The organism is Parabacteroides sp. KHUB-01 (assembly GCF_056640935.1).
Window position 1 is genome coordinate 3403894 of sequence record NZ_CM153256.1, and the last position, 25086, is coordinate 3428979.

Genomic DNA, 25086 nt, shown 5'->3' on the forward strand with positions numbered 1-25086 from the left:
GCCCACCTGCCTCTTTAGCTCAGTTGGCCAGAGCACGTGATTTGTAATCTCGGGGTCGTTGGTTCGAATCCGACAAGAGGCTCAAAAAAGCGGAAACTCAAATCTGAGTTTCCGCTTTTTTTTATTCCCCGGCTTCCCTTCATAATGTATAATGAGTATTGTTTCAATGCTGATTAAGCTGATATCTCTTCTTGATTAATTGACGAATAAAAACTAATTTTGCCATAAGAAAAAGGAGTGTGTCTTTGGCATATTCTTTGTGTTGTAAAATTTAATTGAGGAATAAAAATGCACAATTGGTTTGAATGTAAAGTGTCTTATGAAAAGATGCTTGAAAACGGAATGCAGAAAAAAGTTACAGAACCTTATTTGGTAGATGCTTTGTCTTTTACAGAAGCAGAAAGCCGTATCATAGAGGAAATACGTCCGTTTATCACGGGTGAATTCACTATCACTGATATTAAGCGTGCTCGTATATCAGAGTTGTTCTTTAATGAGAATGGAGACCGTTTCTATAAAATAAAGGTATATTTTATCACACTTGACGAAAAAAGCGGTGCTGAGAAAAAAACAGCTGCACAGATGCTGGCTCAGGCTTGCACTTTGAAGGAAGCAATTTCTGTTCTTGAAGACGGAATGAAGGGAACTCTTTCAGATTATGTCATAGCTTCTGTTGCTGAAACTGCCTTGATGGATGTTTTCCCATTCGGTGCAAGCAAAATTCCTTCTGAACCTAAAAGTGGTGAAGAACTCATTGCTGAACAGAAAAAATTAGCAGAAGAAAAAGCTCAGAAAGCATAATAATATTTTTAAGGAGAAAATGAAATGAGTGTATCTCAAAATATAAGACAAATAAAGGCGTCGCTTCCAAAGGAAGTGACGCTTGTCGCTGTGTCGAAATTTCATCCAATTGAGGCTATTGATGAAGCTTATAAAGCCGGACAAAGAGTGTTTGGTGAAAGTCGTGCACAGGAGCTTGTCATGAAAGAGAAACTCCTGCGATATGCAGATATAGAGTGGCATTTTATTGGAACTTTGCAAACCAATAAAGTTAAAGAAATCGCTCCTTTCATCCATACTATACAGAGTATAGATTCGCTCAAACTCTTGCGTGAGGTGGAGAAACAGGCGAAGAAAAACAACAGAAAAATCCGCGTGTTGCTCGAAATTCATGTGGCTGAAGAAGATTCGAAGCATGGGTTTAATCCGGATGAATGCCGCCAGATGCTTGATGAAAACCTCGGCGAATTTGAAAACGTGGTGTTTTCCGGTGTAATGGGTATGGCTACTTTCACTGATGATGAGTCAAAAATCCGCAAAGAGTTTAAAGAACTTCATTCTCTATTTACTGAATTCAAGGAAAAATATTTTGCAGATAATTCTGAGTTCAAGACAATTTCGATGGGAATGAGCCATGATTATCATATTGCTGTCGAAGAGGGTAGCACTATGGTGCGTATAGGTACAGATATTTTCGGCGAAAGAGAATATTGAATTATAAAATAAATGCTTACTTTTGTGTAGAGCATAAAACTATACAGACATGATAGATTTAAAAACTGAATATGCAGGGCTTACTCTTCGTAACCCTATCATTATTAGTAGCTCCGGTTTAACTCTAAGTCCGGAACGAAACAAAGAATATGAAAAAGCCGGTGCAGGCGCCATCGTTCTCAAATCATTGTTTGAAGAACAGATTGAAATGCAGAGCGACCAGCTCTCTCAACATTCTGATTATCCTGAAGCTGAAGATTATATCAGGACTTATGCCAGAATGAACCAGGTTAACAATTATCTGGACATTATCAAGAAATCAAAAGAACTGTGTTCTATTCCTATTATTGCAAGTATCAACTGTTATAAGGCTGATTCATGGATTGATTTTGCAAAGCAGATTGAACTTGCAGGTGCTGATGCCTTGGAATTAAATGTATTCTTCCTGGAAACAGATATGGAAGGAAGTTGCGACGGCGGAATTCAATCTTTATATGTGAATATTCTTCGTAAAGTTAAAGAGACTGTTTCTATTCCAATTATAATAAAGTTGGGAAAATATATTGAGAATATTCCTGCATTGGTAAATGTTCTGAAAGCTAATGGTGCTGCCGGTGTTGTTTTGTTTAACAGATTCTATCAGCCGGATATAGATATAAATTCTATGCAGCTTGTTTCAGGACAGGTGTTCAGCAATCATTCTGATTTGAGTGATACAATACGTTGGACAGCTATTACAAGCGGAAAAGTAAAAGGTATAAGTATTGCTTCATCAACAGGTATTCATGATTGGGAAGATGTTATTAAATGTCTGTTGGCTGGTGCTTCTGCTGTTCAGATGTGTAGTGCAATTTATACTCATGGAACTGAAATCATATCTCAAGTTCTGACTTGCGTGGAAGAATGGATGGGACAGGCTCACTTCAAATCATTGCCTGAGTTTGTAGGAAAATTGAGTTATTCAAACATTGATAATCCTGCAATGTATGAAAGAGTTCAGTTTATGAAGTATTTTGCTAATAGAGACTGAAAATACTTTTAATTTAAAAATATAAATGGAATCATAAAACTAAGCTTTATCGCTTATTTATGATTCCATTTTTTTCTGTTCGTGCGTTAGAGAGCCTAAAAGAAAAGGAGCAGAGCTGATAGTCGTGATTCGAATCACGACTATCAGCTCTGCTCCTTATTATATAGGATTAAATGTATTTTACCAGATATTTACTCTCTTTTCCGGTGCAAGATACATAGGATCGCCTTCTTTAATATTGAATGCTTCATAGAAGCTGTCAATGTTTTTCAAAGCAGCATTTACACGCCATTTTCCAAGAGAGTGAGGGTCAATCTTAGTCATTCTTACAATTTCCTCAGGACGGATATTCATTCCCCACAATGTTGCATATCCAAGATAGAATCTCTGCTCGTGTGTGAAACCTTCGATAGGAGCAGGAGTTTCTTTACCTTTAAGGCTGTTCATATAAGCCTGATGAGCAATAAGCAAACCGCCCTGGTCTGCGATGTTTTCACCGAGAGTGAAACGTCCGTTTGCATGAACTGTGTCAACAACAATTATATCGTCATACTGTTTTACCAAAACTTCAGCACGTTCAACAAACAGTTTCGCATCTTCCTCTGTCCACCAGTCTGAAAGGTTTCCGTCCTTATCATAATTTCTTCCCTGGTCGTCGAATCCGTGAGTCATTTCGTGACCGATTACCACACCGATAGCACCATAGTTCACAGCATCATCTGCTTCAGGATTGAAGAATGGAGGCTGAAGAATTGCTGCCGGAAAACAGATTTCATTTGTATTAGGGCTGTAATATGCGTTTACAGTCTGTGGAGTCATATGCCAACGAGATTTGTCAACCGGTTTGTTTACTTCAGACAAATTGAAATCGAATTCGAAAGTATTAGCACGGCAAATATTTGCCCAATATGAGTCATCTTTGATTTCCAAAGAAGAATAATCTCTCCATTTATCAGGATATCCGATTTTTACAGTGAATGAAGCCAGTTTTTCCTGAGCCTTCATCTTTGTTGAATCGCCCATCCATTCCAAAGCATTTATTCTTTCGCCCAAAGCTGTCTGAAGATTGTTTACTAATGTAATCATCTTCTCTTTTGATGAAGCAGGGAAATATTTCTTTACATACATTTCACCAACAGCTTCGCCCAATGTTCCGTTTACAGAATTGATAGCTCTTTTCCATCTTGGTTGCTGTTCCTGGCGGCCTGACATCACTTTGCCATAGAATTCAAAGTTTGCATCCACAAAATTGTCGCTCAGATAAGGAGCAGCAGCATCCATAAGGTTGAATGCAAGATAGTATTTCTGATCGTCAAGAGAAGCATTGCTCAGGAATTTGTCCAATGCCTTGTAGTAATCAATCTGCTTAACGTCGATTTCCTTCAGGTCAGCAACGCCTAAAGCTTCGAAATAAACATCCCAATCGAAAGCCTTGTTCTGCTTTTTAAGTTCTTCAACAGAAATTTTATTGTAATTTTTCTGAGAATCTCTCAAGTCCTCTCTGCTGTATGAGGCTTCAGCGATTCCTGTTTCGATTTTCATTACAGAATTTACAGCGGCTTCAGCCTGTTCCGGACTTGAACCAATAGCTGTAAACAAATGGTTGATATAAGTATGATAAGCATCTCTGATGCTCTTCATGTTGTCATCGTTCTGCAAATAATAGTCTTTATCACCCATTCCAAGGCCTGCTTGATAAAGCATTGCAATGTTCTGTGAGCTGTTTTTATCGTCAGCACTTACGAAGAATGCGAAATAAGGAGCCATACCTTGTCTTTGCATTGTAGCAATCATTTTTGCAACTTCTGCTTTTGAGGCAAGGTGCATAATATCGTTCAACTGCTCTTTGATTGGTTCATATCCAAGTTCGTTTGATTTAACGCTGTCAAGAGCAAGAGAATACATCGTTGCTATTTTTTGAGAAACACTTCCTGCTTCCTGAGGCTGAGAGCTCAGTTCTTCAATCAATATACGAAGCTGTTCTTGATTCTCATCCATAAGCTGGTTGAAAGTTCCGTATCTTGAATATTCCGGTTTCAATGGATTATTTTTCATCCATCCTCCGCAGGCATATTGATAAAAGTCTGTGCCGGGAGCAACTGTTGTGTCTAGATTTGCTGGGTCTATTGCCAGATTCTTAACTGCTTCTGTTTTGGGAGCAGAAGTACAACTTGCCATAGCAACCATTCCGGCTGCCAAGATTGGCAATAATAGATTTCTTGTTTTTTTCATCTTTTTCTTTTGCCTAAAAAACTGCGCACAAAAGTAATAAAAAAACAAAAGCCAAAGGCAATATTATTCATAACAAATACTTACATTTGTCTCAGTTTATAAATAAAACATTAAAATATATAGTGATGAAACCTACATTGTTTGTTTTGGCTGCCGGTATGGGTAGCCGTTATGGTGGTCTTAAGCAGTTAGATGGACTCGGACCTAATGGTGAAACTATTATGGACTATTCAATATTTGATGCAATCCGCGGTGGTTTTGGCAAAATTGTGTTCGTAATCCGTAAATCTTTCGAGCAGGATTTCCGTGAAAAGATTATTTCTAAATATGAAAATCATATTCCTGTAGAAGTTGTATTCCAGGATTTGAATAATCTGCCTGAAGGATTCACTTGTCCTGAAGGTCGTGAAAAGCCTTGGGGAACAAATCATGCTGTTCTGATGGGTAAGGATGTTATCAAAGAACCTTTTGCAGTTATCAATGCTGATGATTTCTATGGTCGTGACAGCTTTGCTGTGCTGGGAAAATGGCTTTCTGAAGTTGCTGGCAAACAGAACGAATATTGCATGGTTGGTTATCGCGTAGGAAATACTTTGAGTGAAAGTGGTTCTGTGGCTCGTGGTGTTTGCGAAACTAATGCTGACGGATATTTGACAGGCGTTGTTGAACGTACAGCAATTGAAAGAATCGACGGCGACATTCAGTTTGTTGACGAAAACGGTCAGAAGGTTGTATTGGAAGAAAACACTCCTGTTTCAATGAATATGTGGGGATTCACTCCAGATTATTTCAAATATTCAGAAGATTACTTCGTAGATTTCCTTAAGGCAAATATCAGCAACTTGAAGTGCGAATATTTCATTCCATTGATGGTTAATGAGCTTATTACAAAAGGCAAGGCTACAGTAAAAGTTCTTGACACAACTTCAAAATGGTTTGGCGTAACTTATGCAGCTGACCGTCAGGGCGTGGTTGACAAAATCCAGGCTTTGGTTGATGCCGGTGAATATCCTTCAAAACTTTTCTGATAAAGATAATTTACTGACAGATATGAAAAAGACAGTGCTCCAAACGGAACACTGTCTTTTTTCTTTATTATATAAATGATTAATCAAAAGACCATTTGATTGCCAATGTCGGTATTGCATAAAATCCGTTTCTGAAACTGAAATTATTGCTTAATTCCACTTCTGTACCGACACTTAATTTAAACTTGTCATTTACTTTCGGCAATTTGTTCAGATTAAGCCAGAATTGAGGTTCTGAAAGGAAAATGAAATCGCCGTGAGGATTGTTTCCTTTTTCTCTCCAGAAATCAGCAAAGCCGCTGAACGTACATACTCCGTTTTTCCCGAAGTGCAGATACCAAGTTCCGGTAAGCTGGAAATTGTTTGGAGATTCAAGCTTCTGAATATACTTGTACATGGCTGAAAGAGAGAATCCTTTGGTGAAAGAGCTGTTATTATATGTATATGTCAAACCACCAAGATATGCATTCTGGAATGAAGCCATGTTGTTCAATCCACCGTTATATTCTACATGGATTGAAAATGGTGGCTGCCAGAATTTAAGCTCTCTAGCGATTTCCCAGTATGCAGAAGCGATACCTTTGCTTGTATAATCCATATCCACGAAGAAATATGTGCTTCCCCATGAATCAGGTTTGAACATTTCAACTGTAGTTGTAACGACTGGGCGGTCTTTAAGGTCGTTATTGTAAAGAGCGCTTCCCAAATCATAATGAAGTTGGATGTTCTGGGCATTAAGTCCAATAAAAGAAGTCAATAGAAATAATAAAATGAAGATTCTTTTCATACAGTTAATTTATAGAAATTTGAGGTCGCAAAGTTAAGATATTTTTATATGATTTTAGGTAAAGAATATGAGAATTTGAGCTGATATGTTTCCACAAAATGAATATAGATATTCTATTTATAGGCTTAAATGTGTAAAATGCTGTATTATAATTAATTATATTTTCATCGTATTTCTATGTACTGAAAAACTTTTTTCATAATATATGAAACAAAATTTTCACAATATATGAAAAAAGATTTTCATAATATATGGAAAAAGTTTTTCACATATTATGGAATATGTGAATCATTAGCATAAAGTTTGAAACAGTTTGTCGGATAGTTTCTTTTATTATCAGATTATGGGAAGAGAGAGACAGTGTTAGACAAACAATAAAAGGCAGTGCGATTGAGTCGCACTGCCTCTAATTTATCTCTCGTCCCTCTGTTGCCAAGTGTGGAACACTCTATCCAAGTAACAGCAAGTTTTATTGAAATAGGCAGAAAAATGAATCTCAGATAACCGCGGGGTCACGCCGAAGCGACAACCAGGGAATTCGAGAATATAAAAGTTATGTCAATAATTTATGATAGAAGGGTTAGTTAGCTTCGTGCTGATTGTTCTGTCTTGAACCATAAACACGGGCAGCTCCCATACCTACAGCTAAAATGCCAAGAACTGACATCAAGATAGTTTTCATTGAACTACTTTCAAAATCACTTGTTCCGGCTAACACCAAGATGATGCATGAAACCATCATCACTGCATCTGCTAAATCTTTATTTACTTTCATGATACTATTTGTTTTTATATTGTTTGTTATTTGTTAGTTATTAATCTCTTCTGATTCAACTTCGTTGCTTAGGCTTTTCATAATTCCATATATACCGCCACCTAAAGTCAATAATACAATAAGTAATTTGATATAATCATTTGGAATTATAGAACTACATGCCAAAACGCATCCAACGATAGTTACGAATATTGAAAACCAAATTGTCATTTTTTTATTTTTAGTTGCCATATGTATTATAATTTTAGAATTAGAGGGGTTTGTAATCTTGCAAGTTCCCGGTTTAAATCAATTAGAAAACTTACAGGTTACTAAACTCTTCTGTTTTAGTTATGATTAGACAATATTATTCTTTGGGATACAAAAACATATACCATGGTTTGTATCCATCAGAAAAAAATTAGAGTAATAAAAATATCAGGAAAGGAATATATGCTTGGTGTATATAAGTTAGTGAAAGGCATATATATCCTCGAGAGAAGCTTAGATGATTAGATAAAAGCCACTCTTTGCAGAATAGAATACGGATTAGTCTAAATGATTAGTTTACGCATGGCAAATACGTGGTGAGCCATACTGCAGAATAGGGAAGAGCAGGTAACAGAACGTACGAATGCACTCTGTTCCTGTGTCTTTGATAAATTTGTAAGATTTTTTACTCTCAAATATTGTATTAAACGATAAGTCGATGTGTCAAGAACGCGAAGTGAAGTTGCGTTACTGCTTATTTGAAAAGCTCTGCGTGGAGTGAGAAGATTATTGCTTTTCAAATCATTACTTAGTATACTTATCTGGTGCTGCATATCAGAAGAACTGTCCTCTTGTGTAATAGTTTCTGTATTACATAAGAAAACATCCTCTTTATTTTGCAATGCTTTCTCTGGAGAAAACAAAAATAAAGCGAACAGCAGACCGAATATGTATAATATTTGTTTCACGCAGCAAATATATAAGGTTTTTTGAAAACAAAGGGTATTATCTGTGTTTTTTGTTCCTATTTTTGCAAAAAAAAATGTAATGAGATTTATTAGTTCTGTTTCTCTTTGGCTCAAAGCAGCGAGGCCAAAGACTTTGCCGGCTTCATTAAGCCCAGTGTTGTTGGGATGTGCATTGGCATATAGGGATAATGGTGGAATGCTGTTGCTTGTTCCGGCAGTTTTATGTTTTCTGGTTGCATTGTTTGCTCAGATTGCGAGTAATTTTGCCAATGATTATTTTGATTTTAAGAAAGGAGCAGACGGTGCGGACCGTCTGGGGCCGGAAAGGGCAGTGGCTCAAGGCTGGATAAAACCTAAGGATATGTTGAAGGCGACGGTTATCACATTGGTTTTGGCTTGTCTTTTCGGTTGTATGCTTATTCCTTATGGCGGATGGGAGCTTGTTCCTGTAGGTTTGGCAATAGCAGTTTGTGTGTTGGCATATTCCACAGGTCCTTATCCTTTAGCTTATAATGGTCTTGGTGATGTTTGCGTGTTATTGTTCTATGGAATTGTTCCGGTTTGTTTCACTTACTATGTTCAATGTTTGCACTTCAGTTTGCTGTCATTATTGTTATCTATAGCTTTAGGAGTTTTGTCTGTCAATATTCTGATTGTTAACAATTATAGAGATTATTATCAGGATAAGGCAGTTGGCAAGAGAACTTCAATTGTGATATTTGGCCGGACATTTGGGAAATATATTTATCTATTGAATGGAATAATTGCTGTAGCGCTAATATTTCCATTGTTGTTGAATGCTTCGATTATTTTCATCTTGCTTTTCTCTGCTTTTTTTGTCCTTTTCGTAAAGTCGTGGATTGATTTATCTCGATTAGAGGGAAGAGCTTTGAACAAGGTTTTAGGTGATACAGCTCGCAATGAGTTTGTTTTTGCGTTAATATTATCATTGTTCCTTATATTTGGAATCTGAAGTTTTGTAACTATGTTTTTAAAAAAAGGTCGTTATGTTTTTTATGATACATAACGACCTTTTTTATGAATTATAGCTTTCTTATAATGTGTTTCCAAATTGTAGTGGAATATCAATTACTTATTGATGCATTGTTCAATATATTCCATAATTTCAGTTTCATCGTCCGGATTGAACCATTTGATTTCATTATCGCGTTTGAACCATGTCATTTGTTTTCTGGCGTAAACCCTGCTATTGCGTTTTATTTTTTCAATAGCGAAATCCAAAGTCCATTCACCATCAAAATAATTGAACAATTCTTTAAATCCTACCGTATTGAGAGAATTCAGATGTTTCAAAGGATATACTTTCTTTGCTTCTTCAAGTAAACCTTCTTCCATCATAGAATCAACTCTAAGATTAATTCTATCGCATAATTCTTCTCTGTCACGTTTCAGACCAATCTGGATTATTTTGAAATCTCTTTCTTTGCGGCTTTTGGTTCTGAATGAAGAATAAGGCATTCCTGTTTGCCTGCAAATTTCAACGGCATGAACCACTCTTTTGTAATTGTTCCTGTCCACTTCTTCGTAATGGATGGGGTCACAGCGTTTCAATTCCTCAAGAATAGGAGCAAGGCCTTTTTCCTCATAATCTTTCCATACCTGCTGGCGTATGTCTGCTCTTACCGTTGGGATATCATCGATGCCCTTTGTTACGGCGTCGATATACATCATGGAACCTCCGGTCATAACAACTGCTGGAATAGTTTTGTGCAAATCACCTAATAGACTTATTACATCTTCTTCGAATTGGCTGGCACTATAGTAATCATTCAAATCCAATGTCCCAACCATATAGTGTTTTACACGCTTCATCTGTTCAGCCGTTGGTGCAGCAGTTCCAATAGGAATGTCCTTGTACAACTGTCTGGAGTCGGCAGAAATAATCGGAGAACCAAGTTTTTCTGCTATACGAAGGCTCAACTCTGTTTTTCCTACGCCAGTAGGACCTAAGATTATTATCAGATATTTATCCATTAATAACGGTCGTCATCATATGGATTACTCATGGCGCTGTCTCCAAATCCTTCAAAACTATCTTTGTCAAGTTCGTCGATATCATATTCAGAGTCGCCATAGAAATCTTCTCCCAAATCTGTAGAAGATGAAGCTGCAAGTTTTGTGTCGAAATCATCGAAAGACATTAACTGCACTGGAGGAACACCTTTAGATTTTGTACATACAGCTTTGTCCAAATCTTTATTTGTTATGATTTCACGCAGCTCCATAAAGAATGCACGTTCTGTCATATAATCAAAAACGTACAATAGCTTTTGATGTTCATCTTGGAGAAGTTCATCAAGGTGAGTATCTTCCATTGTATAATTATCTACATCAGAAGAAGTATCCATTTCCATTAGTGTGATTTCTGTAGTTTTACTCCAGTCATCTTCACAAATGAAGAATGATGTCATCTGGTCTTTTGTATAACCTACTGAATCTAGTATTGCATTGTGCAAATCCAGGAATGTTGCTTCAGAATCTATTTGGATTTCTCTTTTGAAGTCTTCAACTTCGTCTGATAAAAGTAAGAATCTATATACCATAATTAATGTTTTTTTGATGCTCCAAAAATAGTAAAAATAATTTATTTATACGAATATGGAGTTAAAAGGTGAGGGGTGAATGTTTCTTTTTCGTCTGGCTGTAATATAGTTTATATTATAAAAAAAAGAGACGCTTTGATGTAGATTTTACATGCATCAAAGCGTCTCTTATAAGAAAATAATTATGGTTATAATTCGTCAATAGAACCTCTTACGATACCTCTTTTGGAAGATTTAATGAAATTAAGAATCAAATCTCTTTCTTCACTTGGTTCATATTCAGTTTCAATTGCTTTTAAAGCATCTGAATTATTAAGACCTCTTGTATAGAGTGTTCTGTATATATCCTGAATCAGATATACCTGCTGGTTTGTAAATCCTCTTCGTCTCAGACCTACAATATTGATTCCACAATAAACAATAGGATCACGACCAATCAAAGTGTATGGAGGTATATCTTTTCCTATTCTTGAACCTCCTTGAATCATAACATGTTTGGAAATCCTTGAGAATTGATGGACCAATGAACCTCCACTTACTATGGCAAAATCATCTATTTCAACTTCTCCAGCAATTTGGGATGCATTGCCAATTATTATGTTATCTTTCAATACACAATCATGGGCAATATGAGAATAAGCCATTATAAGACAATTCTTTCCAACTATAGTTGTTCCTTTAGAAGCTGTACCTAGGTTTACAGTAACACATTCACGTAATGTTGTATTATCTCCGATAACAGCAGTGGTTACTTCACCTTTGAATTTTAAATCCTGTGGAATACCAGCAACTACAGCTCCTGGGAAAATTTTACAATTATTTCCGATACGAGCTCCGTCTAAAATTACTGCATGAGAGAATATATGACAATTGTCACCAATAACAACATCTTTTTCAATCACTGCAAACGGATCAATTGTTACATTTTCTCCGATTTTTGCTTCCGGATGTATAACAGCTAATGGAGAATGACTCATATTTATATTCTAATTTAGTTATTTATTCTTGATAATTTGTGCCATGAATTCAGCTTCACTGACAAGTTTGTCTCCTACGAAGACATAGCCTTTCATTGTGGAAATTCCTCGTCTGATAGGAGCTAACAATTCTAGTCGAAGGATAAGAGTATCACCAGGAACGACTTTCTGTCTGAATTTAACACCGTCAATCTTCATGAAATAGGTAGAATAACGTTCTGGTTCGTCAACAGAATTCAATACAAGCAGACCTCCAGTTTGTGCCATTGCTTCAACCTGAAGTACACCAGGCATCACTGGCTCTTGTGGGAAATGTCCTTGGAAAAATGGTTCGTCGTTTGTTATATTCTTTACACCAACTATATGGTTCTCTCCAATTTCTATAATCTTATCAACTAGCAAGAACGGATATCTGTGAGGCAAAAGTTCACGGATACGGTTTATATCCATAATAGGAGTTGCATTAGGATTATATACCGGAGCCTGAACATCATTAAGTTTAATGTCTTTCCTGATAAGACGAGCCATTTTATTGTTGATACCATGACCTGGATGCATTGCAATTACACGTCCTTTGATAGCTTTTCCAGTAAGTGCTAAGTCTCCTATTATATCAAGCAATTTGTGACGTGCCGGTTCATTTTCAAAAACAAGAGGTTTATTATTTATATATCCAAGTTCTTGAACATTCTTATGAGGCTGGCACATCATGTCAGCAAGTTTATCAAGAGATTCCTGAGATGTCTTTTGGTCGTAAATGACAATAGCATTATCCAAGTCTCCACCCTTGATAAGATTGTTCTGCAATAACATTTCAATTTCACGTACGAAAACAAATGTTCTTGATGAAGCTATTTCATCCGCAAAATCAGATATGTTATCTAAAGTAGCAAATTGGTTTGACAATACAGGAGAGTCATAGGAAATAAGAACGTTTACGCTGAATTTGTCATCAGGAAGAATTGTAATGACAGAACCAGATTCTTCATCCTTGACTTCTATTTTATTCTTTACAATATAGAAATCTTTGGCTGCATTCTGTTCTTTAAGACCTACAGCTTTAATGTTTTCAACATAGAATTTAGAACTACCGTCCAATATAGGGAATTCAGGAGCATTAACTTCTATAAGACAGTTATCTATACCCATAGCATATAAAGCTGCCATCGCATGTTCTATAGTACTTACTTGTACATTACCTTTTGATAGAACAGTACCTCGTTGAGTGTTTACAACATTTTCAGCAATGGCATCAATCACTGGTTCGCCTTCCAAATCCGAACGTTTGATTTTGTATCCGTGGTTTTCTGGAGCAGGATTAAATGTAATTGTTATTTCTAATCCTGTATGTAAACCTTTACCTTGCAAGGTAAAACTTGCAGCAAGCGTATTTTGTTTCTGCATAATTCGCCTTTATTTATTTAATTCTTTTTTTAGTTCTTCAATCTCACGTTGTAATTGTCCTATAGTCCTATACATTTCAGGCAAACGACCAAAGATCGCACTTGAACGCATGAAGTTTTTTGCAGGTATTGCTGGAGCTCCTAAGACCGTCGTTGCTTCTTTTATATCACTGATAACACCTGATTGAGCCCCAAAGTTCACATGGTCGGCAATCTTTATATGCCCAGCTAGCCCAACTTGACCTCCGAACATACAGTGTTTTCCAATTTTGACAGAGCCTGCGATACCAACTTGTGCAGCCATCACTGTATTTTCTCCAACTTCAACATTGTGCGCAATCTGTACAAGATTATCTAACTTAACTCCGCGTCTTAAAATGGTTGAATCCATAACAGCTCGGTCTATAGTTGTATTTGCTCCGATTTCAACATCATCTTCAATTACAACATTTCCTAATTGTGGAATTTTCTTGTATGTCTCACCCTCAGGAGCGAAACCAAAACCGTCCGAACCGACAACAGAACCAGCATGTAGAATACAGTTACATCCCACAACGCAACCTTCATATATAGTTACGTGAGGATATAAAACAGTGTTGTCACCAATAATAACATTATCTCCTACATAAGCATATGGATAAATTCTACAGTTTTTTCCAACTTTAGCATTATTACCAATATATGCAAAAGCACCAATGTAAGCATTTTCGTCAACGGATGCTGATTTAGCAATAAATGCAGTTGAATCAATACCGTTTTCTTTCTTTTTACTCTGTTCAACCATATTAAGCAACATAGCTAAAGATGCATAAGCATTATCCACTCTTATCAATGTTGCTGGAACTATGCCTGAAGGGGTAAAATCATTATTAACTAATACAATACTAGCTTTAGTATTGTATATATAATGCTCATATTTAGGATTTGCAAGGAATGTCAAAGTTCCTATTTTACCTTCTTCTATTTTTGAGAAATTGCTTACTTTTACATCTGGATCACCTTCTACTGTCCCATTCAGGAAGGCTGCAATTTGTTGGGCTGAAAACTCCATTACTATTCAAATATTATTACACTATGATTTACTATAAAAATATTTTTATTAATACGAGTAAACTAGTGTTATTCTTTAATGAATTATTTTGTTAAATTAATCCTCTTTCTTTCAGATAGCCAGCCATTTCTGTTTGTACTTGTTTAGCTGCTTCGCGTGATGCAGCTGCAAAATTCTCAGTTTTGTCTACATATATTATAGCTCTTGAAGAGTTTACTAGTAGTCCGCACTGATCATTCATTCCATATTTAGCTACTTCAGCAAGGCTTCCTCCTTGTGCGCCTACACCAGGAACAAGTAGGAAATGATTTGGAGCATGTTTACGGATATCAAGGAACATGCTTCCTTGTGTTGCTCCTACTACGTACATCATCTGTTCGTCACTAGCCCATTCCTGAGATTTCTTAAGAACCTTTTCAAACAAACGTTCTCCGTTTGCATCTTCAGTAAGTTGGAAATCATGTGAGCCTTTATTTGATGTAAGGGCTAATAGAATTACCCAAGCTTCCGGATATATTAGGAATGGTTTTACGCTGTCTTCTCCCATGTAAGGGGCAACAGTAACAGCATCAACCTTGATGTGATCAAAAAATGAACGTGCATACATTTCTGATGTATTTCCAATATCACCACGTTTTGCATCAGCAATTATAAACTGATCAGGATAGTTATCTCTTAAATATTTTACTGTTTTCTCGAAAGACATCATACCCTGAACTCCCATGCTTTCATAAAAAGCCAAGTTTGGTTTATATGCAACACAGAAATCTGCAGTAGCATCAATTATTGCTTTGTTGAAAGCAAATATAGGATCTTCCTCGTTTAAAAGGTGCTGAGGAATTTTTTTTATGTCTGTATCAAGACCTACACAAAGAAAAGACTGCTTTTTCTTGATATTTTCAAATAACTGTTGCTTGTTCATATGCTTTGATTTTTTTGAGCTGATATGTATTTGTTGGTTAATTGTATGATACAATATTAATATCCAATTAACCAACAAAATTTTTACAACTCTGATTCTTTTAATCTTTCTGCGTTTTCGGCAACTATAAGTTGGTCGATACAACCTTGTATATCTCCATCCATAAATGCCTATAAATTGTATATTGTGTAATTTATTCTATGATCGGTGATACGTCCTTGAGGATAATTGTATGTACGTATTTTAGCCGAACGGTCACCTGTAGAAACCATTGTCTTGCGTTTACTTGCTATGTCATCAAGATATTTCTGATGTTCCTTATCATAGATGAACGAACGCAGACGGGTCAAAGCTCTTTCTTTGTTCTTTGGCTGGTCTCTGGTTTCTGTACATTCAATAAGAATTTCCTCACTGACACCAGTTATAGGATTTTTCCATATGTAACGCAAACGGACACCAGATTCAACCTTATTTACGTTCTGTCCACCTGCGCCTCCTGAACGGAAAGTATCCCATTTAATTTCACCTTCATTAATCTCAACGTCAAACTCATCAGCTTCGGGAAGAACTGCTACTGTAGCAGCAGAGGTGTGTACACGTCCCTGCGTTTCAGTTGCGGGTACACGTTGAACTCTATGAACACCAGATTCATATTTCATAGTTCCGTATACTTTTTCTCCACTCACTGTGAATATAATTTCTTTATAACCTCCGGCAGAACCTTCATTGAAGCTGGATACAGAAATTTTCCAGCCTTTTGCCTCGCAATATTTTACATACATTCTGTATAAATCACCGGCAAAAATAGCAGCTTCATCACCTCCTGTACCTCCTCTGATTTCTACAATGGCATTTTTATCATCTTCAGGATCAGCGGGCACAAGTAACAGTTTGATTTCTTCTTCCAGTTCCGGAATCCTAGCACTACATGTTTCTAGCTCTTCCCTGGCAAGTTCTCTCATTTCCTGATCTTGCTCAGTGTCCAAAATGCTACGGGCTTCGTTTATACCGTTGAGAGTGTTTACATACTCTTCTCTGGTCTTAACGATTTTCTCCAAATCCTTGTATTCTTTATTCAGCTTAACGAAACGTTTCATATCAGCAATTACCGAAGGGTCTGTTATCAAAGTTGATACCTCTTCGAATCTTGAAACCAAACCGTCAAGTCTGTTTAATAATGAATTGTTCTCTGCCATTCTTGGATAAAAAGAAATATTAGTATTTGAATTCTCCGAATTCTGATTTAATTATCAATTCTTTCTTGTTACTTTCTTCAATATGACCAATAATCTGAGCGTCGATACCGAAAGATTTGCTTATAGCGATTACTTCTTCAGCATATTCAGCAGAAAGGTATACTTCCAAACGATGACCCATATTGAATACTTTATACATTTCTGACCAGTCAGTATTACTTTGTTCCTTTATTGTGCGGAACAATGGAGGAACAGGGAATAGGTTGTCTTTTACTACTCTGCAGTTGTCTCCAACAAAATGAAGAACTTTAGTTTGAGCACCGCCTGAACAGTGAACCATTCCATGAATATTTGGACGTAAAGCATCCAAAAGTTTTTTTACTACTGGAGCATATGTACGAGTTGGAGATAGAACTAATTTTCCAGCATTAAGAGGAGAACCTTCTACTTCGTCTGTTAATTTAAGATTGCCTGAATAAACCAAATCTTCAGGAACAGCAGCATCATAACTTTCTGGATATTTTTCTGCCAGATATTTTGCGAAAACATCATGGCGAGCGCTGGTAAGTCCGTTACTTCCCATACCGCCGTTATATTCTTTTTCGTATGTTGCTTGTCCAAAAGATGCAAGTCCGACAATTACATCACCCGGACGAATGTTTGCATTGTTGATTACATCTGCACGTTTCATACGACATGTCACTGTACTGTCAACAATAATTGTGCGAACGAGGTCGCCAACGTCTGCAGTTTCACCTCCTGTAGCGTATACACCAACACCCATCTCTCTGAGTTCTGCAAGAAGTTCATCAGTTCCGTTTATAATAGCAGATATAACCTCTCCAGGAACTAACAGTTTATTACGTCCAATAGTTGATGAAACTAGGATATTATCAACTGCACCAACGCACAGTAAATCGTCGATGTTCATAATCAGAGCATCCTGCGCTATTCCTTTCCATACAGAAAGATCTCCTGTTTCTTTCCAATACATATATGCTAATGAAGATTTTGTTCCAGCTCCATCAGCATGCATAATATTACAATACTCAGGGTCACCACCCAAAATATCAGGGATGATTTTACAGAATGCTTTTGGGAAAATACCCTTATCGATGTTCTTTATTGCATTATGAACATCTTCTTTTGATGCGGATACACCGCGCAGATTATAACGTTGATCGCTCATTTTTATAGTATTTGAACCGCAAAGATATTATAATTATTCAAGTTTTACAATAATTGTCGTAATGATTTAGACTGTAAGATTTTAAAACCAAATCGTTATTTTTGAAATTATCTTAGTCTTAAAACATCTCCATCATTAGGAACATAATCATAGTCTTTTTTGTTCAATTTATACAGACTTTTTACCTGGATTCCATATTTCTGAGAGATGCTGTACATTGATTCTCCTGCTTCAACCACATGATCATAATATGGCTTGTCGGCTTTTTTCTTCTTTTTCTCCAGATATATGATGTCTCCTTCCTGAAGAGGAAAATCATCTGGCACTTCATTGTATTTTCTCAAATGTCTTGCTTTGAAGCCTGTATCATGTGCTATTCGTTCAAAATTGTCATTTTCTTTAGCATAAACATAAAGCAGTCCGTGTGTTTTATATACAGTTCTTCTGATTATCGGTGTTGCTTCTGCTTCTTTTTCTTTTTCTCTTCGGCTTTTCTTTGAAGTATCGAATTTATATAATTCGTAATCCTCAATTACCTTTATCAGTTTATTTGCATATGAACGATCTGTTGCATACCCACATTTTTGTAATCCTTTTGCCCATCCTTTATAGTTTGTTATATTCAAGCGGAACAAACTTGAATATCTCGGACGGCAAAGGAATTTCGAATGGTCTTCGTATGAATCTTCTACTTTTTTATATTTTCTGAAACATTCTCCTCTTAGGTCATCATCATGATAAACCCTTTTCCCTTTCCAGTCGCTATGACATTTTATTCCGAAATGATTGTTTGATTTTAGTGCAAGTTTACTTCTACCTGCACCTGATTCAAGAAGACCTTGTGCCAAAGTTATACTGGCAGGAATTTTATATCTGTGCTGTTGCTCTATTGCAAGTTCTTTATACTGATTGATATATTTCTGATAAGAGGAAAGTTTTCTTTGGCTATCAGCTGTAATATTTTGTGAAACCAAAAGAAAAAAAATAATAATAGGGATGTGTTTAAATATCTTCATATTGAATAAAACCAAATCATTTTATGCAAAGATAATTTGATTATTTAATACTCAAAAAAGTAAAAGGTGAAATTTGAACTTTTTGTCTTTTGGACAATATACATTAATTTTGACAAAAGAAAATTATTGCAGAAAATGAGATTAATATTTGTTTTATTCTTATCGTTAACATTATCAGTTACTTTACAAGCTAATTCATCAGAAACTTATAGTTCAATCGTATCAGAGATACAGAAGAAAGTACAATGTTATGATGCAACTGTAGGTGTTGCTGTTATTATAAATGGGAAAGATACTATAACTGTAAATAATGATATTAGGTATCCGATGATGAGTGTTTTTAAATTTCATCAGGCTTTGGCTGTATGTGATTATTTACAGAAAAATCATATAAGTTGTGATTCTGTTATTCATGTATCTAAGTATGAGCTGAAACAGAATACTTATAGTCCTTTGCGGGATGAAAATCCTGAGGGTAATATAGATATTGCATTATCAAAATTACTTTCTTATACTTTGGTTTTTAGTGATAATAATGCATGTGATATATTATTTGATAGAATACTTAATGTTAAAAATACAGATTCTTATATACGTTCGTTGGGAATAAATGACTTTGCTATTGAAATGACAGAGGATTATATGCATATTAATTTGGATAATTGTTATAAAAATTGGTCTACACCTTTGTCTGCCGCTGTCTTGCTGGAAAAGTTTATTTCAGGTTATACAATTACAGGAGAATATAGATCCTTTATTGAGAATACAATGATGGAATGTTCAACCGGACGTTCTAGATTGCTAAAACCTTTGGAAAATAAAAATCTACGAATTGGACATAAAACAGGAACAGGTGATAAAAATAGGAAAGGAGAGTTTATAGGAATAAATGATATTGGTTTTGTGTATTTGCCGGACGGAGGCAGATATGTAATATCAGTTTTTGTAAAAGATTCTTCGGAATCATATGATACAACGGAAAATATAATAGCTGAAATTTCGTCAATAGTATATAATTCTATAATAAAATACAACAAAATCAATATTCATACTGTTTATTAACAGTAACTGAGTTTTATAGATTTTCTTTTTATAGGATCTATAAACAAAAATCTATTATTGGAAATGAAAAAAGAAATTTTGTTATTATCACTGTCTGCTTTGATGCTTGTATCATGTAAATCAGTAGAAAACTCATACTGCGAGGAAGACTTATTAGGAGAATGGCATGAAATAATGCCTGTAAATAAAGATATCACTCAAGGTTTTGTTCTTGACAAAGATGGAAATGCAGTTTCTGTTGGTATGGCTACATTAAAGTATAGTGGTTGGCAATTATTGAAAGAAAAAGACGGTGGTTCAGATATAGTTCTTATTGGAAAAAGTATAGGAAATGGTCAGACAATTCAGTTTTCTGATACATTAAAAGTTATATCCATTAATAATGATACTCTTACTTTGGGAAAAGGAGATATGTACAGAATACAATATGTCAAATCTCAGAATGAAAGCAAATTGATAGGTGGAGATGATTCTGCTATGGGTTATACATATTCCAAGCTTCTAGATAAGAAAATAAGGATTTTTGAAGAAGGGCAAAAGATGCTCTCAGCACAAGATTCTTTGTCGTCATATGTTGCATATTTTGTTTTCTTGCAGGATTCGTCTAAAGTAGAGTTGTTCATGCCAGAAGAATCTGTAATTCTAGAGAGACGAAATAGACCTGATGGTACATCAGTTTGGAATATTGAAGATGATGATACATATATGCTGGAACATTGTAATAATGAATGGCTGATAACTAGAAGAGGAAAAGTCCTTTATTCATCAACCGGATTTGAAAATATTCTAAAAGCTGAATTTGTAAACGACAATGGTCAGTCTTTATCTACATCGTTTTTTACTCACGCAGGAATTGCGCAAATTAAATATCAAGGAACAGATTATATACTTTATCAATATCCGACAGCTTCTGGTTATGGATATAAGAATTCTTTCGCAGATATCAGGGGAAAAGGAAGGAATATGACATTGACTCTTTCCGGGAATAATGAACCTATACAATTTGTGGAGAAATGATACTGATAAGAAGATAACAAAACAGGTTCTGAGTTTGTATATTTTGACTCAGAACCTGTTTTGTTATAATCCATTTTTATTGGAATACTTATGATACATGTTTTTCACTGCTTTTCGCAGAAAGCTTTTCCAAAACATAAACCAGGATAAAACCGAACAGCATAAGTCCGATTGCCATCAAAACCTGATGGTCTGAATTAGCCATATCTGGAATAATATTTGATTCAATCAAAGGCTTAACTTTGCCATGACTGTCTGTATAAGTTTCGAGCACTTGTTTCCATGGCCAAACTTTGTTGAGTGAACCTATCATAAAACCTGCCAAAGCTGCGATAGTTACATTATGAAATTTCTTAAGTGCATATGATAAAACTCTTGAAAACATTGTAATACCTATTCCTGCTCCACAAATAAACACTAGCATTACAATAATATTCAAGCTTTTCACAGCATCCATGATATAGAAGTATTTTCCCATAAGAACAAGAATGAAACTACCAGATATACCAGGAAGAATCATTGCACATATAGCTACAGCTCCACATAGAAAAATAAATGGTAGATTTGTAGGGGTTTCTGCTGGCGTTGCTACAGTTACATAATATGCAATGGCTATGCCAGCTATACAACTGATAATAGTTTTTACATCCCATTTACTTATCGTTTTTGCAACAAACCATGATGAAGCAAGAACAAGTCCGAAGAAAAATGCCCAAACTAGAATTGGATGGAACTCGAGAAGATATGTAATTAGTTTTGCCAGAGAGAATATACTTATCGCAATACCAAGCACTATTGAAACAAGGAAATTAGCATTTATTGCTTTCCAGAATTCTGCAAGTTTACCTGTGAAAAGCAATTTCAGGCTTTGTGCATTTATGCTTTTTATAGAATCAAGTAATTCTTCGTAGATTCCAACAATAAATGCTATTGTTCCTCCAGAAACACCGGGAACAACATCTGCCGCTCCCATTCCCATTCCTTTAAGAACAAGAAGCGAATAATCTTTTAAACTTCTATTCATGTTTCTATTTGTTTGTTAAATGTTAGTAGTCAGTTTTTAGTTGTTGTTACTTTTATTTTTAAGATATTCTTTTGCCAACTTAGCAGTTGAAACCATTTCTGTTATACTTGACAAAGCATCTTTTTCTATATTATATGATGGAGTTTCCGTAATTAATTTTTGCATTTCTTCTGAAGAAATATGTTTTATGCATTCTGCAAAATTATCCATATCTCTTTTTTGAAGATAGGCTATTGCCATATAAAGATTGATGAATTTCAATCCTGGATCAGCTTTTTTTGCCTCTTTATAATAATGCAGGGCTTGTTCAATATCGTCCTCTTTATGCATTCTTTGGGCAAGGCGGAAAAGTGTATCAGCATTGTTATTGCACGAAAGTTGTTCGAGATCATATCTTTCAAGGTCAAGAATCTCAAGCATTTTTTTTGCAGTAGCTATAGCTTTTTCTATTTCTTTCATTTCAAGGAATGAAATAGCCTGTAGTGATAGGAGGTTGATATTTTGCGGGAAAGTATTCACTGCTTCATGTATTGTCGCTTGTGCCTCTGACTCTCTGCCTGTCTCCATACAACAGCGGATATAGTTCAGATATGTAGAGACATCGCAGTCGTTTTCCTTGTTTATGATTGGATTCATCAATAAATAGCTTTCTTCATATTCTCCCATTTTTATATAACATTCAGCCATCAAAGGTGCTATACGTTTTTTCAGGTCATCAATTTCAATGAGCTCTTTATATATTGATATGGCACTTTCGTAGTTGGTGTTCATATAGAAACAGTATGCTTTCAGAATTTTTAGTTCGTAGTCATTTTGTTCTGAACTGCATGTTGCTACAAAGTCGAAAGCCTCGATCGCTTTATTATATTCTCCGATAATAGTATACAGCCTGCCTAATGTGAACCAATGTTCAGCCGAATATGGTGAAGCATCAATCAATTCCTGACATATTTGTATTGCTTTCGGAATGTCATTGCTCGTTTCCAGGAGAAAGCAAAGTTCATTTTTTAAATATATATTTTTCGGGAAAAGAGTTATACCTTTTGAAATGACATCAGAAGCTTCATCGTTCATATACATTTCATTAAGGAACGTTGATACAAATTCATATACAGTTTCAAGTTCGTCGAAATTTTCCTCTGTGAGTCTATTCAGTATTTTGTATGCCTGTTTTTTCTGGTTAGTTGCAAATAAGCAATTTATTTGTATTGCATACAATTCCCCACTTTCTGTTTCCTTGAGTTGATTTATAAGCAAGAGGGCTTTCTCGAATTCTTCATCACACATCAGTACTTTGCTTTTTTTAATTAGCAATTGTGTACTTTCCGGGTGCATCTTTAATCCGGCTGCCAACAAACGGTCATACAATTCAAAATCCTCTTCATCCTCAAGGATATCCAATATTTCCTCAATTTGGTCTGAATCAAGGTAGATTGATTGTCCGCGTTTTTCAGCTTCAATAAATTTGTCAAGCAGTTCGTCAAGCTCTTGTTTGTTCATCATTATATGGGTTAAAAATAAATTGACGGGCATCGGACGTTAATTTCCCATAGCCCGTCAATTTATATATATGTTCAGAATTTCGATTATTTATTTTTAATCTTGTTCCAAGTATCTTTCAATGAAACAGTACGGTTGAATATTAGCTTACCATCTTTGCTGTCAGGATCAAGATTGAAGTAACCAATACGCTGGAACTGGAAATAGTCCAAAGGCTTGCATGTTGACAGATATTTCTCAACATAACAGTTTTCCAGAACTTTCAGTGAGTCTGGGTTAATCATTTCCTGCATAGCTTCCAAAGGAGAGCAGTTCTTGGCTTCGCGTATAGCAGCCAATTCATCACGCGGATTTTCCACTTTCCACAATCTGTCGTAAAGGCGAACTTCAGCTTTAATGCAGTGTGCGCAACTTACCCAGTGCAAAGTTCCTTTCACTTTGCGGTTACTGTCTGGCATTCCGCTCTTAGTGTTAGGATCGTATTCGCAATAAACTTCAACGATATTACCGTTTTCGTCCTTCTTGCATCCTGTACATTTTACGATATATGCATTTTTCAGACGTACTTCCTGTCCCGGAGTCATGCGGAAGAATTTTTTAGGAGCATCTTCCATAAAGTCTTCGCGTTCCATCCACAATTCGCGGCTGAATTCAATAGTGTGAGAACCTGCATTTGGGTCTTCCGGATTATTTATTGCTTCCATTTCTTCAACTTTGCCTTCCGGATAGTTTGTTACAATAAGTTTTACCGGATCCAAAACTGCAGAAACTCTTGTTGAGCGAGCATTCAAATCTTCACGGACTGCACTTTCCAACAATGCAAATTCATTCAGTGCATCATATGTTGTATATCCAATTTTATCTACAAATTTACGGATAGACTCTGGAGAATAACCTCTGCGTCGGAAACCGCAAATTGTAGGCATACGTGGATCGTCCCATCCGTTGACAAGACCTTCTTTTACCAAAGTAAGAAGGTTACGCTTACTCATTAACGTATAGCTCAGATTCAGCTTATTGAATTCTGTCTGTCTTGGACGGTTATCATCCAAATCTTTTCCTTCTTTAAGCCAGTCAATGAATAAATCATAAAGCGGGCGATGAGGTACAAACTCAAGTGTACAAAGTGAATGAGTTACACCTTCAAAGTAGTCGCTCTGTCCGTGTGCAAAGTCATACATTGGGTAAACTTTCCATTTTGTACCTGTTCTGTGATGAGCAGTTTTCAGAATTCTGTAAATAATAGGGTCGCGGAAGTGCATGTTGCTGTTAGCCATGTCAATTTTAGCACGTAAAGTCATGCTTCCTTCTTCAAATTCACCCTCGTTCATTCTGCGGAACAAATCCAAGCTCTCTTCAATTGGGCGATTGCGATATGGGCTTTCAATACCAGGCTGAGTTGGAGTACCTTTTTGTTGTGCTATAACTTCTGATGACTGTTCGTCAACATATGCTTTGCCTTCTTTAATCAATTTGATAGCAAAGTCATATAATTGCTGGAAATAGTCAGACGCATAATAAACATTATCCCAGTGGAATCCAAGCCATTTGATATCCTCTTCGATGGCTTCGATGTATTCTACGTCTTCTTTTACAGGATTTGTATCGTCGAAACGTAAGTTGCAGATACCTCCGTGTTTTTCAGCAATGCCAAAGTCCAGACAAATAGCTTTGGCATGACCAATATGCAGATAACCGTTCGGTTCAGGCGGGAATCGAGTCTGTACACGTCCGCCATTTTTACCTTCGGCCAAATCTTTTTCAACTGCAGCTTCAATAAAATTCAAGCTTTTTTTGCTTTCTTCTTCTGTTATATTGATTTCGCTCATATTATAAGAAGTTTTTATTTGTCTTCGTTTTTAGATGGCAAAGTTAGTAATT

Annotated in this window: 23 protein-coding genes, 1 tRNA gene and 1 pseudogene; 8 read left to right on the forward strand and 17 right to left on the reverse strand. The window is 35.9% G+C overall.

Annotation, left to right across the window (positions count from 1 at the left end):
* The first annotated feature begins 8 nt into the window (after positions 1–8).
* The 4 genes from ACYIAR_RS14390 to ACYIAR_RS14405 all read left to right on the forward strand — a co-directional run bounded on the left by ACYIAR_RS14390 (position 9) and on the right by ACYIAR_RS14405 (position 2524).
* A tRNA-Thr gene (locus ACYIAR_RS14390) sits at positions 9–82 on the forward strand.
* Positions 83–288: 206 nt separating this feature from the next.
* Positions 289–801, forward strand: coding sequence for a DUF4494 domain-containing protein (locus ACYIAR_RS14395; RefSeq protein WP_480330529.1), 513 nt, complete (start codon positions 289–291; stop codon positions 799–801).
* 24 nt (positions 802–825) lie between these two features.
* Positions 826–1494: a YggS family pyridoxal phosphate-dependent enzyme gene (locus ACYIAR_RS14400; protein ID WP_480330531.1), complete on the forward strand. Its 669-nt coding sequence runs from the start codon at positions 826–828 to the stop codon at positions 1492–1494.
* Between the two features lie 49 nt (positions 1495–1543).
* Positions 1544–2524, forward strand: a complete 981-nt coding sequence (locus tag ACYIAR_RS14405) for a dihydroorotate dehydrogenase-like protein (RefSeq protein ID WP_480330533.1) — start codon at positions 1544–1546, stop codon at positions 2522–2524.
* 180 nt (positions 2525–2704) lie between these two features.
* Here the strand turns inward: ACYIAR_RS14405 and ACYIAR_RS14410 are convergent, their stop codons facing one another.
* Positions 2705–4756: a M13 family metallopeptidase gene (locus ACYIAR_RS14410; RefSeq protein ID WP_480330535.1), complete on the reverse strand. Its 2052-nt coding sequence runs from the start codon at positions 4754–4756 to the stop codon at positions 2705–2707.
* 125 nt (positions 4757–4881) lie between these two features.
* Here ACYIAR_RS14410 and ACYIAR_RS14415 point away from each other — a divergent pair, with 125 nt between their 5' ends.
* Positions 4882–5784 carry a glycosyltransferase family protein gene (locus ACYIAR_RS14415; protein WP_480330537.1) on the forward strand — a complete coding sequence of 301 codons (903 nt, stop codon included), beginning with the start codon at positions 4882–4884 and terminating at the stop codon, positions 5782–5784.
* A 79-nt stretch (positions 5785–5863) separates the two neighbouring features.
* Here ACYIAR_RS14415 and ACYIAR_RS14420 read toward each other — a convergent pair whose 3' ends face one another.
* From ACYIAR_RS14420 to ACYIAR_RS14435, 4 genes are all read right to left on the reverse strand, one after another.
* A complete protein-coding gene (locus tag ACYIAR_RS14420) occupies positions 5864–6571 on the reverse strand; it encodes a nucleoside-specific channel-forming Tsx family protein (RefSeq protein WP_480330539.1) in 708 nt (235 codons plus the stop codon).
* Between the two features lie 580 nt (positions 6572–7151).
* Complete coding sequence (locus tag ACYIAR_RS14425; protein WP_480330541.1) at positions 7152–7346, reverse strand: hypothetical protein; 195 nt, start codon at positions 7344–7346, stop codon at positions 7152–7154.
* Between the two features lie 33 nt (positions 7347–7379).
* Positions 7380–7577, reverse strand: a complete 198-nt coding sequence (locus tag ACYIAR_RS14430) for a hypothetical protein (protein ID WP_480330543.1) — start codon at positions 7575–7577, stop codon at positions 7380–7382.
* A gap of 302 nt (positions 7578–7879) precedes the next feature.
* Positions 7880–8284 carry a hypothetical protein gene (locus ACYIAR_RS14435; RefSeq protein WP_480330545.1) on the reverse strand — a complete coding sequence of 135 codons (405 nt, stop codon included), beginning with the start codon at positions 8282–8284 and terminating at the stop codon, positions 7880–7882.
* Positions 8285–8363: 79 nt separating this feature from the next.
* On the opposite strand from ACYIAR_RS14435, the gene menA reads away from it, so the two are divergent.
* The gene (gene menA, locus ACYIAR_RS14440) at positions 8364–9257 is read left to right on the forward strand and encodes a 1,4-dihydroxy-2-naphthoate octaprenyltransferase (protein ID WP_480330547.1); all 894 of its coding nucleotides are present in this window, start codon (positions 8364–8366) and stop codon (positions 9255–9257) included.
* 116 nt (positions 9258–9373) lie between these two features.
* Here the strand turns inward: menA and miaA are convergent, their stop codons facing one another.
* From miaA to ACYIAR_RS14485, 9 genes and pseudogenes are all read right to left on the reverse strand, one after another.
* Entirely contained in the window at positions 9374–10279 is a 906-nt protein-coding gene (gene miaA / locus ACYIAR_RS14445) for a tRNA (adenosine(37)-N6)-dimethylallyltransferase MiaA (protein ID WP_480330549.1), read from the reverse strand.
* On the reverse strand, positions 10279–10848 hold the full coding sequence (locus ACYIAR_RS14450; protein WP_480330550.1) for an IS1096 element passenger TnpR family protein: 570 nt from the start codon (positions 10846–10848) through the stop codon (positions 10279–10281). The genes miaA and ACYIAR_RS14450 overlap by 1 nt, the downstream gene beginning before the upstream one ends.
* Before the next feature lie 188 nt (positions 10849–11036).
* A complete protein-coding gene (gene lpxA, locus ACYIAR_RS14455; protein ID WP_480330552.1) occupies positions 11037–11825 on the reverse strand; it encodes an acyl-ACP--UDP-N-acetylglucosamine O-acyltransferase in 789 nt (262 codons plus the stop codon).
* A gap of 18 nt (positions 11826–11843) precedes the next feature.
* The gene (locus ACYIAR_RS14460; protein WP_480330554.1) at positions 11844–13229 is read right to left on the reverse strand and encodes a bifunctional UDP-3-O-[3-hydroxymyristoyl] N-acetylglucosamine deacetylase/3-hydroxyacyl-ACP dehydratase; all 1386 of its coding nucleotides are present in this window, start codon (positions 13227–13229) and stop codon (positions 11844–11846) included.
* Between the two features lie 9 nt (positions 13230–13238).
* Positions 13239–14279, reverse strand: coding sequence for a UDP-3-O-(3-hydroxymyristoyl)glucosamine N-acyltransferase (gene lpxD, locus ACYIAR_RS14465; protein ID WP_480330556.1), 1041 nt, complete (start codon positions 14277–14279; stop codon positions 13239–13241).
* Between the two features lie 91 nt (positions 14280–14370).
* Positions 14371–15201 (reverse strand): orotidine-5'-phosphate decarboxylase, encoded by an 831-nt coding sequence (pyrF, locus tag ACYIAR_RS14470; RefSeq protein ID WP_480330558.1) that lies wholly within the window; start codon positions 15199–15201, stop codon positions 14371–14373.
* Positions 15202–15284: 83 nt separating this feature from the next.
* Positions 15285–16397, reverse strand: a pseudogene (gene prfA, locus ACYIAR_RS14475) (peptide chain release factor 1).
* A 19-nt stretch (positions 16398–16416) separates the two neighbouring features.
* Positions 16417–17586, reverse strand: a complete 1170-nt coding sequence (locus tag ACYIAR_RS14480) for an AIR synthase-related protein (RefSeq protein WP_480330560.1) — start codon at positions 17584–17586, stop codon at positions 16417–16419.
* Positions 17587–17693: 107 nt separating this feature from the next.
* A complete protein-coding gene (locus ACYIAR_RS14485) occupies positions 17694–18602 on the reverse strand; it encodes a glucosaminidase domain-containing protein (RefSeq protein ID WP_480330562.1) in 909 nt (302 codons plus the stop codon).
* Between the two features lie 126 nt (positions 18603–18728).
* Here ACYIAR_RS14485 and bla point away from each other — a divergent pair, with 126 nt between their 5' ends.
* Positions 18729–19664, forward strand: coding sequence for a class A beta-lactamase, subclass A2 (gene bla / locus ACYIAR_RS14490; protein ID WP_480333669.1), 936 nt, complete (start codon positions 18729–18731; stop codon positions 19662–19664).
* A gap of 63 nt (positions 19665–19727) precedes the next feature.
* The gene (locus ACYIAR_RS14495) at positions 19728–20681 is read left to right on the forward strand and encodes a lipocalin family protein (protein ID WP_480330564.1); all 954 of its coding nucleotides are present in this window, start codon (positions 19728–19730) and stop codon (positions 20679–20681) included.
* 88 nt (positions 20682–20769) lie between these two features.
* On the opposite strand, the gene ACYIAR_RS14500 is transcribed toward ACYIAR_RS14495, so the two are convergent.
* The 3 genes from ACYIAR_RS14500 to ACYIAR_RS14510 all read right to left on the reverse strand — a co-directional run bounded on the left by ACYIAR_RS14500 (position 20770) and on the right by ACYIAR_RS14510 (position 25034).
* Positions 20770–21705, reverse strand: a complete 936-nt coding sequence (locus ACYIAR_RS14500; RefSeq protein WP_480330566.1) for a DUF368 domain-containing protein — start codon at positions 21703–21705, stop codon at positions 20770–20772.
* A gap of 36 nt (positions 21706–21741) precedes the next feature.
* Complete coding sequence (locus ACYIAR_RS14505; protein WP_480330568.1) at positions 21742–23208, reverse strand: tetratricopeptide repeat protein; 1467 nt, start codon at positions 23206–23208, stop codon at positions 21742–21744.
* Between the two features lie 83 nt (positions 23209–23291).
* Entirely contained in the window at positions 23292–25034 is a 1743-nt protein-coding gene (locus ACYIAR_RS14510) for a glutamine--tRNA ligase/YqeY domain fusion protein (RefSeq protein WP_480330570.1), read from the reverse strand.
* Positions 25035–25086: the final 52 nt, after the last annotated feature.

Coding starts and splice junctions, on each gene's coding strand:
- ACYIAR_RS14495 (WP_480330564.1), top strand. CDS start 19,728: ATGAAAAAAGAAATTTTGTTATTATCACTGTCTGCTTTGATGCTTGTA.
- ACYIAR_RS14450 (WP_480330550.1), bottom strand. CDS start 10,848: ATGGTATATAGATTCTTACTTTTATCAGACGAAGTTGAAGACTTCAAA.
- ACYIAR_RS14395 (WP_480330529.1), top strand. CDS start 289: ATGCACAATTGGTTTGAATGTAAAGTGTCTTATGAAAAGATGCTTGAA.
- lpxD (WP_480330556.1), bottom strand. CDS start 14,279: ATGGAGTTTTCAGCCCAACAAATTGCAGCCTTCCTGAATGGGACAGTA.
- ACYIAR_RS14400 (WP_480330531.1), top strand. CDS start 826: ATGAGTGTATCTCAAAATATAAGACAAATAAAGGCGTCGCTTCCAAAG.
- menA (WP_480330547.1), top strand. CDS start 8,364: ATGAGATTTATTAGTTCTGTTTCTCTTTGGCTCAAAGCAGCGAGGCCA.
- ACYIAR_RS14430 (WP_480330543.1), bottom strand. CDS start 7,577: ATGGCAACTAAAAATAAAAAAATGACAATTTGGTTTTCAATATTCGTA.
- lpxA (WP_480330552.1), bottom strand. CDS start 11,825: ATGAGTCATTCTCCATTAGCTGTTATACATCCGGAAGCAAAAATCGGA.
- pyrF (WP_480330558.1), bottom strand. CDS start 15,201: ATGAACAAGCAACAGTTATTTGAAAATATCAAGAAAAAGCAGTCTTTT.
- ACYIAR_RS14500 (WP_480330566.1), bottom strand. CDS start 21,705: ATGAATAGAAGTTTAAAAGATTATTCGCTTCTTGTTCTTAAAGGAATG.
- miaA (WP_480330549.1), bottom strand. CDS start 10,279: ATGGATAAATATCTGATAATAATCTTAGGTCCTACTGGCGTAGGAAAA.
- ACYIAR_RS14505 (WP_480330568.1), bottom strand. CDS start 23,208: ATGATGAACAAACAAGAGCTTGACGAACTGCTTGACAAATTTATTGAA.
- ACYIAR_RS14425 (WP_480330541.1), bottom strand. CDS start 7,346: ATGAAAGTAAATAAAGATTTAGCAGATGCAGTGATGATGGTTTCATGC.
- ACYIAR_RS14510 (WP_480330570.1), bottom strand. CDS start 25,034: ATGAGCGAAATCAATATAACAGAAGAAGAAAGCAAAAAAAGCTTGAAT.
- ACYIAR_RS14405 (WP_480330533.1), top strand. CDS start 1,544: ATGATAGATTTAAAAACTGAATATGCAGGGCTTACTCTTCGTAACCCT.
- ACYIAR_RS14460 (WP_480330554.1), bottom strand. CDS start 13,229: ATGCAGAAACAAAATACGCTTGCTGCAAGTTTTACCTTGCAAGGTAAA.
- ACYIAR_RS14480 (WP_480330560.1), bottom strand. CDS start 17,586: ATGAGCGATCAACGTTATAATCTGCGCGGTGTATCCGCATCAAAAGAA.
- ACYIAR_RS14415 (WP_480330537.1), top strand. CDS start 4,882: ATGAAACCTACATTGTTTGTTTTGGCTGCCGGTATGGGTAGCCGTTAT.
- ACYIAR_RS14410 (WP_480330535.1), bottom strand. CDS start 4,756: ATGAAAAAAACAAGAAATCTATTATTGCCAATCTTGGCAGCCGGAATG.
- ACYIAR_RS14485 (WP_480330562.1), bottom strand. CDS start 18,602: ATGAAGATATTTAAACACATCCCTATTATTATTTTTTTTCTTTTGGTT.
- ACYIAR_RS14420 (WP_480330539.1), bottom strand. CDS start 6,571: ATGAAAAGAATCTTCATTTTATTATTTCTATTGACTTCTTTTATTGGA.